Genomic DNA, 16,508 nt, shown 5'->3' with positions numbered 1-16,508 from the left:
TATGAGTGAAATGAGTAGACGGAACAAGGAGGAATTATTCATGGCAGAACTAGGGCTTGGCACGATGTCCATCTTGAAACGAGGGCGAGACGAAGGTAAAAAGATTCTTGAAACCGCATACGACGCCGGCATACGCCACTTCGATACGGCTGATGTGTATGACGAACACCGCGTCGAACAACTCATCGGCGAGACGTTCGGCTCGAGGCGCGATGAGTTGTTTCTAGCGAGCAAAGGCGGCAACGAGTTGACGGCCGACGGGATGCGTTGGAATCCGCGCGCCTCTTATTTAGAACGAGCACTATCTGGGTCGCTCGAACGATTGCAGACCAACCATTTAGATCTCTATTACGTGCACGGGGGCACATTAGAAGACGACCTCGATGAGACGATCGCTTTCATGCGTGAACAGAAACAGCGCGGTGTCATTCGGCAGATCGGACTGTCCTCGATTCGCCCGAACGTCATTCGTTATTGGCTCGAACACGGAGAAATCGACGTCTTGATGACGCCCTACTCGCTTTTGGACCGTCGTGTCGAGACGCTCGATCTCGAGATCCCGATCGTCGGTCGCGGTCCGCTCGCCAAAGGGCTATTGACCGATGAATGGCCAGAACGCTTGGGTGAGAAAGGGTTCGAGTCTTGGAGCGAGGCCGAGTTGCGCAATCTGTTGCCGACATTGCCGCAGCCGATTCAAGCGTACGCTCTTGCTGCGGCGAGACGAACGTGCGCCGTCGTCTTGCCTGGGGCCTCGTCCGTCGACCAGTTGAACGAGACGATTGCCGCTAGTCGGCATGACATCGACGAACACGTGCTCGACGACTTGCTCGGGCGCTTACCGGTGCATCCATACACAAAACATGCGACCTGAGCGTCAGGTCGCATGTTTATCGCGTTGTTTCATTTGTTCGATGGCCCAGTCGGCCCATCCCGCATAATTTTCCATCATCCGAATCGCGTATTCACTCGTCAGCAAGTACCCGAGCGTATCATCTTTCGATTGATGGGCTTCTTGGAAAGCACGGATTTGCTGGGCGACTTGTTCGTGATGGGATTTCGTCTCTTCGACGTAGCGAATCGCCTCTTCGAGCGGGAGCAGTTGGAGCAAGCTTACCCGGAGCAAATTCTCATCTTTCATCTTCGGCTGGAACGACGTCGGTTGTCTAAGCCAGTCAATCAACTCTTCCCGGCCGCGTTCAGTGATTGAGTAAATTTTCTTATCAGGCAAGTCGTGTTGCGTCACATGTTCGGACGAGACGAGCGCCTCGTCTTCCATCTTCAACAGCTCCCGATAAATCTGTGTATGATGGGCGTGCCAGAAGTGAATCATTTGTGCTTTGAACGTCGCGTTCAAGGCATAGCCGGTCGCAGGCTGATGGGTCAACAACCCGAGTAGTGCATGACGTAACGCCATAACCATCACCTATCCCTTGCGTTCTATTTTCTAAAGTGTATCACATATTCACGATGGACCGAGAACGCCAATCGGTTGACGGACGGAGAAAAGACACAGACAATGGAATGGAAAGGGGAGATTTCTCATGAAACCGATTCAATCAGATCAACAATTCCAAGAAGCGATCCAACATAACGGGATGGTCATCTTCACGACGTCATGGTGCCCGGATTGCCGCCGGCTCGACATGTATGTCGATGAGCTCGTCAAAGATTATCCGCAGTTCAACTGGTACGTCGTCGACCGCGATGAGTTACCGGACTTGTCGGATACGCAAGAAGTTCGCGGCATCCCGTCTCTTCTCTTCTATCAAGACGGCGTGAAACAAGAACACCTCCACTCGGCGAATGCCAAGACAGAAATGCAAATCCGCTCGTTCCTCGACACATTGAACGCTTAAACGAATGGACGGCCTCGGCCGTCTTTTTTTATGCCCGGAATCGCTTCATATAGCGGCTGTCGATCCAACGCTTCACGTGATAAGGAATACGCCCGTGCCACGCCAGTGTCCCGAACGTCAGCAAGGCATGCCGTGGAACGGTGAGCAAGATGTTAAGTGACGTCCGCGATTCAAACGGCTTCCTGTCCCCGAGCAAGTATGCTGCGACATGGCGGCCGGACCGGACCGCGTCGACACCGCCGTCAAGTCGTGACGCCATATCGCCAGTGATGAAGATTTCTTTATGGACGACGTGACGCAAATAACGATCGGTTTCAATGAAGTGTCCGGAAGGTGCCAAGCCTGCCCTTGTCCACCAGTCCACCGGTCCAACCCCGGCCGCGTCAAGGACGAGTCCGTCATGGAACGGCTCGTCTTCATACTTCTGCGAGACGAGCGTCACCCCGCTCTTCACGAGACGGCGCATCATGTGCCGTTGGATGTGAACCGGCAGACCCGGCAACACCTCATCAGCGTAAAGCGTGACGTGGCGTTTCGTCCGGATACAGGCGAATGCGAGTTCGACGCCGGCTTTGCCGCCCCCGACGACGGTAATGGACCGGCTTGAGAGGATCCGTTTGAGCCCGGTCTCCGTCATCGGCTTCACACCGAAGCCGATGCCACGACTTTCCGCTCCGGTCGCAAGCACTAACGTATCATACGGAATCGGACCGACGTCCGTATTGACGATGCGCTTGACCGGGTCGAGAGAAACGAGTCGTGTCGCGACACGCTCGACGCCTGGCCGAAGGTAGACGGTCGCCGTCTTCGTTTCCCGGGCGAGCACTTGCGGGAACGCACCCGTGTAGATCGTCGTTTCCCCGCCGATGTAGGACACCTCGTAACGCTCTTTCAATTCATCCAATCGGTCGAGAATTTCCAATTGCCCGTGGCCGAGACCGACTAAGACGAGATGCGGCTTCATCGTAAGATCCGCCGCGCTTCCATCATGCGCTGGATGATCGTCACCACTTCAAGGATGAGAAAAATCGTGGCGATGACGCCGACAAATGCCGGGAACAAGATCATAAGCGTGAACAAGATGAAACATTCCGTCCGTTCGAGCAGACCGGGCTGATAATAAAACGACTTTTCCGTCCGGCGCGAACTGCTCGCCCCGACCGCGAGGAATAGCGTCATCGCGACGACGAACGAGGCCAATAAAAATAAGAATACCGGCATATGTTCCGGATAACGCAAAGCGAGCGCCACGACGACCGAAATCTCGACGATTCGATCAAAGACGAGATCGAGGACGGTCCCAAATCCAGTCTTTGTCGAGCGACGGGCCATCGTTCCGTCCAACACATCGAACAGGCCTGACAGCCATAATAAGATGACGGCCGTCCAGTGCATGTCATTATAAATGAAAAAACCGACCGACACACCGATGATTCCGCCGAGGATCGTCACTTCGTTCGGCGTGAACTTCCACTTTAACAACCGATCGGCTCCCCGCTCGACGACAGGGCGGACCAATCGGCTTCCATACGTATCTAACATTCAACCACTCCTTGCTTTTTCCGTAACTGATACTCACGACCGACTTCAAACGAAGCGTCGCACGGCAAGATGACGTACTCTCCTGACAGACGCCGATATTCACCGAGACGTACACCGAAGCGGGTCAGCTCACGGACGAGCACAACCGGCTCCCCGGTCGGTTCCCGTGAGACTTCGATCCGGGTCAACGGATACAGCACTCCGTCAAGCTCGATGAAGTCGCCGAACGTCGGCTCTTTGGCGCTGAGTGCTGTCGGCGTCCCGGTCGTTCGCACGGCTCCGTTTTCGAGCAACGTGACACGGTCCGCGACGAGCATCGCCTCTTCCCGATCGTGTGTCACGAGAAGCGCCGTCAAACCGAGATCGGCGACGAGCTCACGAATCAACTGTTGCAACTCATACTTTAACACCGGATCGAGATTCGTGAACGGTTCATCGAGCAAGATGAGACGCGGCGAAGCAGCGAGCGCACGCGCGAAGCTTGCCCGTTGTCCTTCCCCACCGGACAGTTCGTGCACCTCGGCGTCGAACCTCCCTTCGAGACGGACGCGCCGGAGCCATTGCTCGGCATCGGCTTTTGAACGATCCGGTGTCGCGAGGAGCACGTTCTCCCCGACCGTCAAATGAGGGAAGAGGAGCGGTGTTTGCGACAACATCGTGATTTTCCGCTCGTGTGCCGGGACACCGAGCAGCGAGATGTCGTTCCATGTCACTGTACCGGCATCCGCCGTCTCGAGACCGGCGATGATGCGCAACATCGTTGTTTTCCCAGAACCGCTCACCCCGACGAGGGCGTGGATCTCGCCTTCGCTGACAGAGAAGTCGACGCCGGCCAACACGTCACGCTGTTTGAATCGTTTTCTTATGTTCGTCACTTTTAGACTCATCGCAACCGCCCTTTCATCACTTTCATCCAAATTCGCATCAAGTACCCGATTCCGCCATACAAAAGTGCCGGAATGAGCACTAACAACCACGTGTTCTGCAACGCGAGCGAGACGTCGTTGCCCGCATACACGTGATAAAGTCTTGTCGTCACCGTCGGCACAAGGCCGGCCCCGATCAATTGAACGAGGACAAACTGACCGAGGACGACGACGGTCGACATGAGCGCGATCGTCCGTACCGTCTCAGTTAAGAGCGGGACGAGGACGAATTGCACACGCCGGACCGGCGGTAAGAACAGCGCCTGTTCAAACAATGGCCGTCCAATCACATACATCGCATTGTAGGCGATCCGAATCGAATACGGGAGCGTCACGGCCAGTAAAACGGTGAGCACACCGACTTGCGTGCCTACGAGACCGAAACGGACAAGGGCGACGTACATGCCGAACGTACTCGCCAGCGCCGGTACAAACAACGGTAAAAAGAGGAACCATTCGACGAACGGCCGCCATCTGGATTCGGTGAAAAGGAGCCACCACGCCGTCCCGAGTGCGAGCCACACGTTCAAACCGACCAACACGAAGACGTGGACAATCGTATTGGCGACTGCCTCATCGAACACGAGCGGCGCTGGCATGCTTGAGAACAAGCCGATGAACGGCAACAGCAGCACGATGAGGAAGAGGATGCGTTTCATCGCCTCACCCCTCTCTCGATGCGTCGTCGTCGCTTCGCCGTCAACGCATATGACAACAACACCCCGGCAAACAAGATAAGCGCCCAGATGAGCGCGACAGCGTACGCCTCACTCTCATTCAAAAACAAACCGGTCGTCAAACGGTCGTAGGCGAGCACCCCGAGCAATTTCGGGAACGTCACGCCGAGGAGCGCCGGCACTTCGTAGGCGAATGAGATGAACGCCACTAAAATCCAGAACGAGTCGAGAAGCGGTTTAATCAAGAACGGCCACTCCGCAACGGAAAACTGTTGCCACGGACTCAGTTGCAGCGTCTTCGCCATATCGCGATAGCCACGGTTCAATTGCGCGTAACTGCCGAGCATCATCAAGAAGACGAACGGCACTTCTTTCCACACATACGTCAAGATGACGACGAGGTGGTGTCGCTCGTTTGACGCGATGAGTCCAAACCCCGGAAACCCGCCGGAGAACAATAAGTAAAACAAATACGCGCTCGCGATATGCGGGACGAACAGCGGCCAATTCAGCCAAAATGTCAGCCACGACCTGCCGTTCACATAGACCATCCGAGCACAAATCGTCCCGATCACGAGGGACAGAAACGTCGAGACGAGCGTCACGTAAAGCGTGACGGCAAAGCTCGCCCGCCACGTCTCGTCTCGTACGAGCGACCATACGTCCGTGCCGACCGCCTCCCGCAACAAGAACAAGACGGCTGTGAGCGGCAAGAGCGTGATGAGGCTGCTGATGACGACGTTAACGCGCGACACGCGGCCATCCCTCTCGGACGAGATCGATCACGTCCGGACCATAGTCAGCGATTTGACGTTCGGCCAGTTCGATCGGATCGGGATAGGTGATCCCTTCGTCGAGCGCTAAAAAGGCTTCTCGGTCAGTGTGATCGAGCTTCTCCACGTCAAGAGACGTCCCGTCCCCCCAATACGTGTCACTTTGTTTCATCAGTTGCGCTTCCGGCGATAACAACTCCTCGATGACGACGACCGCCCCGTTCGGGTTCGACGCGTTGAACGGGATGGCGAGAAAATGAGTCGAGGCGATGGAATGGTCCAAGACGAGCGCCCGCGTCCCGTCCGGAAACACGCTCGCGTTCACTTCCGCCTCGGCCCGGCGCTCGTTGAACCCCATCGTCATCCATACCTCGCCTGAGGCGTAAAGCTGATCGAGTTGAGCGAGCGATTTCGGATACGTCTCGCCTCGTTTCCACAAGTTCGGCGACCAAGCGGCCAACTCGTCCCAAAATTCATCAGGGATCGTGTCCATGTCTCGCATCGCATCCCCGTACTCGGCGTACAACAAGTGACGGATAAACGCATTGCCTGTAAAGTCCGTCACTTCAGGATACGTGAAACGGCCCGGATTTTCCTCGGTCCACCGACGGAGTTGATCAAACGTCTCGGGTGGATTTTTGACTTTTTCCGCATCGTAATGCAAGACGAACTGGACGTTGCCCCAAGCGACTTCCAACCCTTCTGTCGGTATGCCGGCGTCGGTCGCTTGTGCCGTCTCATTCAACAAAGCGGCGTTCGGGATGGCGTCGAGAATATCTTCTCGTAACAAGTCCGCCTCGGCCGCGTTTCGGAAGTTGTCCCCGTTGATCCACATGAGGTCGATCGTTCCGTTCGCCCGCTCCGCACGCTTGTCGAGTGACAATTGACGGACGAATTCGGCCGTGTCCATCGGCACTCGGTTCAATTCAATATCGTATGCCGCCTCGAGCCGAGGTGCGACGAATTCATCGAGATAACGATTGATCCCGTCATCGCCTCCCCATAAGTAAAAGTTCACGGTCGTCTGTGCCGCTTCTTCAGCCGCCTGTTCGAACGTCGGCGCCAGTTCGGCCCGTTCCGTCCCGCATGCGGCTAACATGAGTAACGCCGTCAGCCAAGCACAGCGTTTCACTATTCGAATCATACGTCTCCCCCTTGCCGTTTACTTTTTATCAAATCCCCGTTTTGCCAGCCGCTCGAACCAGACCGGGCACATTGCGTACACCTTTCCGCCGAGATTCATCCACCACGGGGCGTTCACTTCCCGTTCCGACCGTTCGTACGCTGTCACGACGCGACGGGCCAATCGTTCCGGAGACAACATGATTCGTTTGACGCTCTGCTCGTACCGTCCGCTCTTATCGGCCCGCTCGAAGAACGGCGTCGCGATCGGTCCGGGATTGACCGTCATAACGTGGACGCCTTTCGGTTTCATCTCGAGCCGTAGCGCGTTCGAGAATTGAAGAAGCGCCGCTTTCGAGCCGGCGTAGACGGCCGACTTCGGCGTCGGAACTTTCGCCGCCTGTGAGCAGACGTTGACAATCGTCCCTCCTTTCCCCATCCGTCTCGCACAGTCTCGCGAAAGAATCATCGGCGCGACGGCGTTCAAGCGCATCATCTCTTCGATGACGTCCGTCGATTGGTCGACGACCCGGTCGAACTCTCCGACACCGGCGTTGTTCACCCATCCATCGATCGGACCGAAAGAACGTTCGACACGATCAACGAGCGTCTCTGCTTCAACCGTGACGTCGGCGACGATCCAGTCAGCCGACAATCTCGTCCCGAGTTCTCGCAACCGCTCCTCGCTTCGCGCCACTAACGTCAACTTGTACCCTCGTTCATAAAAAGAATGCGCCAAGGCGGCACCAAAGCCGCTCGACGCACCTGTGATCACGATATGTTTCATTGCACCACTTCCTCCGTCCGTTCGTATACCCATTTTCGGTCCACGAGCTGTCGTTTAATATGTCCCCGTTCTTCTAGCAATGTCAGACGGGCGAATACTTCGCTGAAGACGAGCGGCATCGCCCGGCGCATCTTGCGGCCGTACAACCGCATCGACCAGTCAAACACGCTCAAGCCGTCGACCCAATCGTCAAGCAGTTGCTCGCTGCGGTCGTACCGCTGCCCGATCCGGTCCTCGATGAGCGGGTGCGGATGTAGGATCGGGTCGCCGTGACCGCTGACGACGAGCTTCAAGTCGAGCGCCTTTAGTTTTCTGAGCGAGTCGAGATAAAGGAGCACCGGTGAAGCGAACCCTTCCCCTTCGTACGGCTGTTCGATGAGCGGGTTCGGTTCCACCCCATCAATCAAGTGATCCCCGGCGATGAGGACGTTTCCCGGACCGATCAGCCCGAGTTGGTCGCTCGCATGGCCCGGCAGATGAATCGTTTTCCACGCCCCGTCCGAAGTCACGGCCTGTCCGTCTTCAAACGTCATCGTCACGGTCGTCGGGCCGATCCAGCGCAACGCCTCCCGGTAGTCAGGCAATTTGGCGACAATCGACTCAGGCGTCCCGAACCAATGCGCCAAGTCGTGCAAAAACTGGTTGCCTCGTTTAATGAAGTTCGGTGTCTGTTCCAAATAGCGGACGAGTTTCTCGTGCCCGTACACCGGGATCGAGGCGTCACGCAATCGCCATGCTTGGCCAGCGTGATCGGCATGGTGGTGTGTCAAAAATAAAAAATCGATATCGTCGAGCGATAACTCAAGTTCGTGCAATTGCGCGTTCAGCGATGCCCACGCTTCTTCCGTGTCCGGCCCGCAATCGACCATGAAAAAACGATTCATATGTTCGACGATATATACGTTTACATTTCCGACCTCAAACGGTGTCGGAAGATCAATTCTTGCCAATTGGCTTGAAATCCAGTTCGCCACGTCCCCACAACCCCTTCCACCTATCTTCACTCATTATACCTGTCTGAAAGAACGGATTTCAATGACACAAAAAAAGGAGAGGATTTCTCCTCTCCGAACAGATTATAAGTTGATGACGGTCACTTTATCGCGTGTCATCGTCTCAAGGCTGCGTCCAATCCCTTGAACGCCGAGGCCTGATTGCTTCACACCGATGAACGGGAAGTGGTCTGGCCCGCGCTCGGTGCGGCCGTTCACTTGTACCGTTCCGACTTCGAGTTTGTCGGCGACCGTGAAGGCGCTGTTCACGTTTTGCGTGAACACGCTCGCTTGCAGACCAAACTCAGACTCGTTCGTCAGCTCGATCATCTCGTCGATTGATTCGACGCGGATGACCGGCAAGACCGGTCCGAACGGCTCTTCCCATGCCACACGCATCTCACGTGTCACATGGTCGAGCAATGTCGGATGAAGCAGGTTGCCGTCGCGCTCGTTGCCGTGCACGACCGTCGCCCGCTTGTTCACCGCATCGTCGATCAGTCCTTGGACGTAATCCGCTGATTTTTCATCGATGAGCGGCACGATGAAGCTGTTATCAGTCGGTGAACCGACCGAAAGCTTCTCAACGCGCTCTTTCAACATGGCGACGAGTTCGTCGGCCTGATGCTCGAGCACGAACACCCGCTTGATCGCTGTACAACGTTGTCCTGAGTACGAGAACGCACCGCTGACGATTTGATCGGCCGCGAGCGTGAGGTCCGCGTCTTCTAAGACGAGCGCCGGATCTTTCCCGCCGAGTTCGAGGACGACCGGTACCATCGACGCCTGTTGCGACAAGTGTTGCCCCGTGCCCGTCCCACCAGTGAACGTGATCATGTCAATGCCCGGGTGTGACGTCAAGTAGTCGCCGATGACCGAGCCGCGTCCTGTGACGAGGTTCAAGAGACCGCTCGGAAGGCCGGCGTCTTGAAGCGCCTCGACCATCTTGACACCACTGATCGCGCCTTGAGTCGCCGGTTTAAAGACGACCGCGTTACCGGTGATAAGCGCCGGAGCGATCTTGGCAGCTGCCAAGTTGACCGGATAGTTGAACGGGGAGATGGCAAGAACGACACCGAGTGCCTCTTTTTTAATGATCGCCATCTTGTTCTTCGAACCGCCCGGGAACGAATCTCCTTGCATGAAGCCACCTGTGAAGCGAAGACCTTCTTCAGCCGTGTAACGGATGATCTCAGCTGTCCGGATGACTTCTTTTTTCGCGTCTGCCAAGTTTTTCCCGACTTCGCGCATGATGATCTGACCAATCTCATCGACACGCTCTTCGAGTTTATCGGCCCATGCGTACAAAAGTTCGGCGCGCTTGTTGACCGGAAGCGCTGCCCATTCTTGTTGTGCACGTTTGGCGCCGTGGATCGCCTCGTCGACTTCGTCCCGCGACATTGCCTGGACGTGTCCGACGACTTCGTTTGTATAAGGTGAAACGAGTTCAATCGTCTCGTTTGATGTAGATTCCTGCCATTGTCCATTGATTAAATATGGATACGTGTTCATACTCATAATTTCTATCTGCCTCCTGAGTAAGCTTTGATATCTCGTTGCCACCCCCATTGTATGCAAAATTAAAACCGATGAACAACTATAAAGATTCAGTTTATGTAATGTAAACGGTTACGTGACAACTTTTTGTGAATTCCGTCCCGAGATTGACACTTTTCAACTGAAGAGTTCGGGCACGTTGACCGATAGATAGGATGAGAGCACGTGAACTAGGAGGGACTACCATTGAGCATGGATCATAATATTTTACTTGAGGCAGGCACGAACGAACTCGAGATCGTCATTTTCCAATCGGGACCGTTCATTTTCGGAATCAATGTCATGAAAGTACGTGAAATCATCACGATGCTTCCGCTCACCCCGCTCCCGGGAACACCGGAAGCGATCATGGGGCTGATCGAACTCCGCGGCGAGGTGATGACGGTCATCGATCTTCCGATGGTCATCGGTCATCCGCGTGAAGTCGGAGAAGGCGACCGGTTGATCGTCTGCGAATTCAACGGAGAAAAATCAGTGCTGCGCGTCGACCAAGTGACTGAGATCAAACGCATCTCATGGGAACAGATTGATACGCCGTCCGATCTCGCCCGCGGTGTACAAGGCATCACGAACGGCGTCGTCAAGACAGGCGACCAGATGATCATCTTGCTCGACTACGAGCGCATCGCCCTCGAGTTGTCCCGAAAAGACATCATGGCGCGCGAGTCGGTGAAACGGCTCGGTGCCCGCGAGCGCTCGAACAAACAAATTTGGCTCGCTGAAGACTCGGAGATGCTCCGTTCGCTCATCATCGATACGCTCGATGAGGCCGGTTATTTCAATACGACCATCTTCAACAACGGGAAAGAGGCGTTCGATGCGTTCGAAGCAGCCGACGTCGACTGCGACTTGCTCATCACCGATATCGAGATGCCGCAAATGGACGGTCTTCACTTGACGAAACGGCTTCGGGACATGGACCGGTTTGCTGAATTGCCGATCGTCATTTTCTCTTCCCTTATTTCTGACGATTTGAAGCATAAAGGGGAAGCCGTCGGCGCCAACGCGCAAATCACGAAGCCCGAGATCGGGAAGTTGATCGCGACGCTCGACGAGTTTTTCGCATAATCGACAAAGGGTTCCGCAACTGAAATGCGGAACCCTTTTGCGTTATGCCATTTGATCGAAGTGGGCATCCCACTCCATCGTGAATCGATCCATTTGCTGTTCGATCGTCTCGAGCACCGGACCGAGTCCAGTCGCATCGCCTGCTTCTCCTGCTTGTTCAAGCGTATGGAACTGTTCAGCTGTTTGGTCGAGGCCGACCGAATAGGACGCGCCTTTCAACAGATGGGCGAGCTGCTCGACTTGGACGTGGTCCTCGTTGCGGACGGCACGTTTCAACTCGGGAAACTTGTCCTCAAATTGGACGACATACGTTTGGGCGATTTTTTTCAAGAAATCTTTATTCCCACCAGCGATTTGATGGAGCTCCGCCAACTTTTCTTCGTTAAACAGAGCGTGTTTGGGCGTTTGTGACAACTCCATCCCTCCTTTGTCAGCGTGTCATAACCATTCTTCCCCACTGTAGCACGTTTTCGATAGAAAACAAAAAATCTCCTCCTTTCCGATTGCGCTCACCTACGCGCCTACCTATAATAAGGTTGAGCTAAGGTAGGAGGAGAACTATGCTAACGATTTACCGGACCGACGCGTCAGGACATGTCGACGAGATTGAAGACTTTGACAAAGGAAGTTGGATCCAACTCGTCAATCCGACGAAAGACGAGGCCGATCAAGTGATTGCCGCCTCGGGCATCCCGGAAGACTTCGTCTATGACCCGCTCGATAGTGAAGAGAAACCACGGTTTGAAAAAGATGATGAAGGACTCCTCATGATCATCGACGTGCCGTACGTTGAAGAAGACGATACAGGAAGAGCCTATAATACGATCCCGCTCGGTATCATCGTGACGGGGAGACATTTCATCACCGTCTGTTCGCGCGACCTTGACGTGCTGAACTTGTTTGCCAACGGAAAGGCTCGCTTGTTCCGAACGAACTATCGCAGCCGGTTCGTGTTTCAAATTTTACACCGCGTCAGTATGACGTACTTGCGGTTCTTACGGCAAATTGACCGCCGGATGGATGAACTCGAGCAAGAGTTGCAACGGTCGATGCGAAATCAAGAGATTTTCCAACTGATGAACTTGCAAAAATCCCTCGTCTACTTCATGACGTCGCTCAAAGCAAACGATAGCGTCCTCGACCGCATCGTCAAGACGCCGAGCCTTGAAAAGCATGAAGAAGACGAGGAACTGCTCGACGACGTCTTCGTCGAACACCGTCAAGCGATGGAGATGGCGTCGATTTATAACGACATCATCAGCATCAAGATGGAAGCGTTCGGTTCGATCATTTCGAACAACGTCAACTTCGTCATGAAGTTTTTGGCGTCGATCACGATTGTCTTGAGCATCCCGACGATGATTTCCGGAATTTTCGGGATGAACGTCGAAGTGCCGTTCGAAGGACAAGAAGTCGGCTTCATCTTCGCCATCGCGCTCATGCTCGGCTTTTCGAGTCTCGCGTTTTATATTTTATGGCGGAAACGATATTTCTAGCCCGTCGCCAGACAGCAAAAAAGACAAGTGGAACGCCGCGGCGTTCCACTTGTCTTTTTTGGCGGCTCGATCACATTAACTTGACCGTGACGAGACAAAGGTCGTCATCGATCTCGATTTTTGGCACGAGACGCTCCGCGACGTGATCGGCATAACCGAGTCCGTACGTGGCGATATCTTTCTCTAACCAGCGGATCCCGTCATCGATGTCTTTGCTGTAGCATTCCATCAAGCCGTCCGTATACATGTGCATCACCATGCCGGGCTCGATATCGATTTCTTTCGCTTCATAGTTCGGTTCTTCGAACATACCGACCGGGACGCCGGTCGTCTCGAGACGACAGACTCCGGCCGGTGACGTGACGATGACCGGCGGATGTCCGGCATTGACGTACTCGATGCGGCCGTTCGTCGTATCGATATAGCAGTAGACGGCTGTGAAATAACTCTGCATGTCGTCACCTGAGAACAAGAACGTCATCTGTCGGTTCAATTCCGTCATGACATCGACCGGGTATTGAACGTTTCCGACGAGCCCCGGCAAGATGGAGCGGATTCCCATCGTGATCAACGCCGACGACACCCCGTGTCCCATCACGTCAAAGATGATGACGCCGTAACGGTCCGGCGCGACCTGGAACCACGCGTACATATCCCCCGCCAATTTTTTAGACGGCAAATAGAGCGCGCGCATATCGATCTCAGCGTTTTGAATCGGCGGCGTCAACGCACTTTGTTGAATTTTTTGCGCCAAATCGAGATCGTACTGTAACCGCGCCTCATACTTCTTCCGTTCGTCAACTGCCGCCTTGTAGCGGAGGGCTGAACGGATTCGGGCGAGCAGTTCCGTGATCTTAATCGGTTTTGTCGTATAGTCTGACGCCTCGGCGTCGAGTCCTTCCGCGATCTGTTTCTCCTCGGTGCGCCCGGACACCATGATGACCGGCAACTCTTCATAGCCCGCCATATGGCGAATCCGCTTGCACGTCTCGATACCTGAAATACCTGGCATCTCGACATCGAGCAGGACGAGGTCATACAGCGACGGTGCTTGCGGATCCATGAGGAGTTCGAGAGCATCTTCCCCGCTCGAGACCACAACTGTCTCGTAATCGTGTTGATGCAGGAGCTGTTCGAGAACCATCGTATTGACCGGTTCGTCATCCACAATCATAATCGCCATCGTCATCCCTACCTTCTCAGTCAATGTTTATCTGCATATTATTGTATCATATCTAATCCACGGACCGCGTATTTCAAACTTGTGACAGTATGGCGAGCATCGACTGTAGAGATGCGGTCCTATTTTTGGCATACTAAGAGTATGAAAGCGAGGGATGCGTGATGGGTTGGTTGTTCGCCGTGAGCGGGTTGATCATATTGCTCGTCTTAATCGCCTCGGTCGTCGTCATTCAAAAAGGGTATGCCTATAAGGACAATAAAGACGACATCGTCCTCGATTATGATGAGATCAATCGCCAGATTTTAGAAAGAGAGCAAGCAGACAAACAAGACCGCCCATGAGGACGGTCTTGTTTTCATTTGAATTCGAATCGGAGCGCACCTTCCTCGAGATAGAGGGCGGCATTGAACGTCTTTTCACCTTTTGTAAACGTATGGATGTTCGAGCGGCCCCCGCCAATCATTTGTGTCAACTCATCTTTCGATAAGCCGACACCGAGCACTTGTTTCGACATCGTGAATTTGCACCCTTCCCGATAGCCGCTGCATCCGATGAACTTCGGATGCTCGACAAGTCCTTTCCCGCAGCTCGGGCAGACGCCAAACGATGGTTTTGGGCGACTCGGTCCTTTCTTCGACCCACGTCTTGGCTCGATCGTGTACCCTTCCGGATTCGCCGACGTGACACGTGTTTTCGCTTCGTCGACGAGATGGACTGCCATCTTCTTCGCTTGGTCGATGAACTCGGCGGCCGAGGCCGACCCTTGTCCGATCTCATGGAGCCGTTTCTCCCACTTCGCCGTCATCGCTGGTGAAGCGAGGATACTGTCCCCTAATACATCAACGAGCAGCCGGCCTTTATCGGTCGGGACGAGCTCTTTCTTTTGAAGCATGACGTACCCGCGCTTTTTCAAGCCGTCGATGATATTGGCGCGCGTCGCTTCCGTCCCAAGCCCTTCGACTTCTTTCATGATATGGATCAACTCATCGTCGTCGAGCTTACGCCCCGCCACTTTCATCGCCAAGATGAGGGCGCCTTCCGTATAACGTTTCGGCGGCTCGGTCTGTTTCGAAAGCATTTCAACGTTTCGTTCGGTCAGCGTCTCGCCTCTCTCAAGCAGCGGCAATTCGATGTCTTTTGACTTCATTTCCACGACTTGACGATAACCGGGAGTGACGACGACCGTCCCTTTCGCCCGGTACAAGTCTTTTCCGTCCAACAAATCAACCGTCGTCTTTTGCAGTTTGGCCGGAGGGGCGAACGCGGCGAGGAACCGGCGCGTGATTAAATCATACAATTTCGCCTCGTCCCCGCTCAACCGCATCACGTCACCGCATGCCTCCGTCGGGATGATCGCATAGTGGTCACTCACTTTTTTGGCGTTGACGTAACGTTTGTTCGACGCCGGATTCTCGGTCAATACGGGAGCGAGTTCCGCATACGCCGAAGACTTTAAGAGACGGGCTTTTGTCACCGGGAACAACGACGCCTCATCTGGCGTCACGAATCCTGAGTCCGTCCGAGGATAGCTGATCCAGCCTTTCGTATACAATTTTTGGGCCACATCGAGCGTCTTTTTCGCACCGAATCCGAACCGTTTTCCGGCTTCGGCTTGCAGCCCCGATAAACTGAACCAAAACGGTGGCTGCTCGATTTTTTCTTCGGTATCAATCGATTGAACGACAGCTTGACCCGACGCGCGTTTGACGACGTCGTCCGCTTCTTGCCGGGTTTTTAATTTCGTCGTTTTCCCGACCGTGTATTTCGCCTTGAACGTCGACCGCGACTTTTGGAACGTCGCTTCGACTTCAAAATACGGTTCTGGGACGAACTGTTTGATTTCACGCTCACGCTCGACGATGAGAGCGAGTGTCGGCGTCTGGACACGTCCGAGCGAGAAGACGTCTTCGATTCCAATCGTCTTAAGTAACGTCGTATAAGCGCGTGAGGCGTTCATCCCGACGAGCCAATCGGCGCACGCCCGGCTCATTGCCTCGTAATAGTACGGTACCGTCTCTTCTCCCGGCAGCAGGTTGGCGAAGCCACGGTCGACCGCCTGTTCGGTCAAACTTGAGATCCATAGGCGTGTGAGCGGTTTTTTATTCCCGGCCAAACGCAAGATGAGCCGGACAATCGCCTCACCTTCGCGTTCGGCATCCGATGCGATGATGATGTCGGTGATTGATTTGTCGTGCAGCCACCGCTTGATCGTTTGGAACGGCTTCGACTTCCCTTTGGAAATCCGGTAGTCAAACCGGTCCGGCACAATCGGTAACGCCTCGTATTTCCATGACTTCCATTCCGGACGATAATAAGCCGGTTCTTGTAGCTCACACAAGTGCCCGACCGCCCAAACGACGATCGCGCCCTCTGGAAAACGTGAACATGGCGAGATTTCAATTTCTTCTTTCCGTTTTTTGGACGGATATGGGGCCGCAAGCTTTTGCGCCTGTGATGGTTTCTCGGCAATGATTAGTCTCATATCGTTCCTTTCTTGTGTGACGCCTCCGCAATTCTTCGCGTCACGAT

General features: G+C 54.5%; 18 protein-coding genes. 5 read left to right on the top strand and 13 right to left on the bottom strand.

The annotated features are described in order from the left end of the window. Positions 1-40: 40 nt before the first annotated feature. Entirely contained in the window at positions 41-871 is an 831-nt protein-coding gene (locus P398_RS0109050; RefSeq protein WP_235263326.1) for an aldo/keto reductase, read from the top strand. A 3-nt stretch (positions 872-874) separates the two neighbouring features. On the opposite strand, the gene P398_RS0109045 is transcribed toward P398_RS0109050, so the two are convergent. Next, positions 875-1,414 (bottom strand): PadR family transcriptional regulator, encoded by a 540-nt coding sequence (locus P398_RS0109045; RefSeq protein WP_029334846.1) that lies wholly within the window; start codon positions 1,412-1,414, stop codon positions 875-877. 127 nt (positions 1,415-1,541) lie between these two features. Between P398_RS0109045 and P398_RS0109040 the strand changes: the two genes are divergently transcribed. Beyond that, positions 1,542-1,856 (top strand): thioredoxin family protein, encoded by a 315-nt coding sequence (locus tag P398_RS0109040; protein ID WP_029334845.1) that lies wholly within the window; start codon positions 1,542-1,544, stop codon positions 1,854-1,856. A 28-nt stretch (positions 1,857-1,884) separates the two neighbouring features. Here P398_RS0109040 and P398_RS0109035 read toward each other — a convergent pair whose 3' ends face one another. From P398_RS0109035 to P398_RS0108995, 9 genes are all read right to left on the bottom strand, one after another. Continuing rightward, entirely contained in the window at positions 1,885-2,820 is a 936-nt protein-coding gene (locus tag P398_RS0109035; protein WP_029334844.1) for an NAD(P)/FAD-dependent oxidoreductase, read from the bottom strand. Further along, the gene (locus P398_RS0109030; protein ID WP_029334843.1) at positions 2,817-3,398 is read right to left on the bottom strand and encodes a CDP-alcohol phosphatidyltransferase family protein; all 582 of its coding nucleotides are present in this window, start codon (positions 3,396-3,398) and stop codon (positions 2,817-2,819) included. The genes P398_RS0109035 and P398_RS0109030 overlap by 4 nt, the downstream gene beginning before the upstream one ends. Continuing rightward, positions 3,392-4,273: an ABC transporter ATP-binding protein gene (locus tag P398_RS16120; protein ID WP_235263325.1), complete on the bottom strand. Its 882-nt coding sequence runs from the start codon at positions 4,271-4,273 to the stop codon at positions 3,392-3,394. The genes P398_RS0109030 and P398_RS16120 overlap by 7 nt, the downstream gene beginning before the upstream one ends. Positions 4,274-4,281: 8 nt before the next feature. After that, positions 4,282-4,983 (bottom strand): ABC transporter permease subunit, encoded by a 702-nt coding sequence (locus P398_RS0109020; protein WP_029334841.1) that lies wholly within the window; start codon positions 4,981-4,983, stop codon positions 4,282-4,284. Further along, the gene (locus P398_RS0109015) at positions 4,980-5,756 is read right to left on the bottom strand and encodes an ABC transporter permease subunit (protein ID WP_029334840.1); all 777 of its coding nucleotides are present in this window, start codon (positions 5,754-5,756) and stop codon (positions 4,980-4,982) included. Before P398_RS0109015 ends, P398_RS0109020 begins: the two co-directional genes overlap by 4 nt. Continuing rightward, a complete protein-coding gene (locus tag P398_RS0109010; protein WP_029334839.1) occupies positions 5,743-6,918 on the bottom strand; it encodes an ABC transporter substrate-binding protein in 1,176 nt (391 codons plus the stop codon). Before P398_RS0109010 ends, P398_RS0109015 begins: the two co-directional genes overlap by 14 nt. 18 nt (positions 6,919-6,936) lie before the next feature. Beyond that, positions 6,937-7,683 carry an SDR family NAD(P)-dependent oxidoreductase gene (locus tag P398_RS0109005; RefSeq protein WP_029334838.1) on the bottom strand — a complete coding sequence of 249 codons (747 nt, stop codon included), beginning with the start codon at positions 7,681-7,683 and terminating at the stop codon, positions 6,937-6,939. Then, on the bottom strand, positions 7,680-8,657 hold the full coding sequence (locus tag P398_RS0109000; protein WP_029334837.1) for an MBL fold metallo-hydrolase: 978 nt from the start codon (positions 8,655-8,657) through the stop codon (positions 7,680-7,682). Before P398_RS0109000 ends, P398_RS0109005 begins: the two co-directional genes overlap by 4 nt. A gap of 102 nt (positions 8,658-8,759) precedes the next feature. Then, positions 8,760-10,196, bottom strand: a complete 1,437-nt coding sequence (locus tag P398_RS0108995; RefSeq protein WP_029334836.1) for an NADP-dependent glyceraldehyde-3-phosphate dehydrogenase — start codon at positions 10,194-10,196, stop codon at positions 8,760-8,762. A 228-nt stretch (positions 10,197-10,424) separates the two neighbouring features. On the opposite strand from P398_RS0108995, the gene P398_RS0108990 reads away from it, so the two are divergent. Continuing rightward, positions 10,425-11,300 (top strand): chemotaxis protein CheV, encoded by an 876-nt coding sequence (locus P398_RS0108990; protein WP_029334835.1) that lies wholly within the window; start codon positions 10,425-10,427, stop codon positions 11,298-11,300. A 42-nt stretch (positions 11,301-11,342) separates the two neighbouring features. Here the strand turns inward: P398_RS0108990 and P398_RS0108985 are convergent, their stop codons facing one another. Continuing rightward, positions 11,343-11,720 carry an Hpt domain-containing protein gene (locus P398_RS0108985; protein WP_029334834.1) on the bottom strand — a complete coding sequence of 126 codons (378 nt, stop codon included), beginning with the start codon at positions 11,718-11,720 and terminating at the stop codon, positions 11,343-11,345. A 140-nt stretch (positions 11,721-11,860) separates the two neighbouring features. On the opposite strand from P398_RS0108985, the gene P398_RS0108980 reads away from it, so the two are divergent. Beyond that, complete coding sequence (locus P398_RS0108980) at positions 11,861-12,796, top strand: magnesium transporter CorA family protein (RefSeq protein ID WP_029334833.1); 936 nt, start codon at positions 11,861-11,863, stop codon at positions 12,794-12,796. A 70-nt stretch (positions 12,797-12,866) separates the two neighbouring features. Here P398_RS0108980 and P398_RS0108975 read toward each other — a convergent pair whose 3' ends face one another. Beyond that, complete coding sequence (locus P398_RS0108975; protein WP_029334832.1) at positions 12,867-13,979, bottom strand: PP2C family protein-serine/threonine phosphatase; 1,113 nt, start codon at positions 13,977-13,979, stop codon at positions 12,867-12,869. Between the two features lie 161 nt (positions 13,980-14,140). Here P398_RS0108975 and ytzI point away from each other — a divergent pair, with 161 nt between their 5' ends. Next, a complete protein-coding gene (ytzI, locus tag P398_RS0108970) occupies positions 14,141-14,320 on the top strand; it encodes a YtzI protein (protein WP_029334831.1) in 180 nt (59 codons plus the stop codon). A gap of 14 nt (positions 14,321-14,334) precedes the next feature. On the opposite strand, the gene P398_RS0108965 is transcribed toward ytzI, so the two are convergent. After that, the gene (locus P398_RS0108965; RefSeq protein ID WP_029334830.1) at positions 14,335-16,461 is read right to left on the bottom strand and encodes a DNA topoisomerase III; all 2,127 of its coding nucleotides are present in this window, start codon (positions 16,459-16,461) and stop codon (positions 14,335-14,337) included. Between the last annotated feature and the right edge of the window lie 47 nt (positions 16,462-16,508).

Source organism: Exiguobacterium aurantiacum DSM 6208 (assembly GCF_000702585.1).
Lineage (GTDB): Bacteria > Bacillota > Bacilli > Exiguobacteriales > Exiguobacteriaceae > Exiguobacterium > Exiguobacterium aurantiacum.
The sequence above is the reverse complement of the archived record's forward strand: the minus strand, read 5'-3'. Positions and strand labels throughout refer to the sequence as shown.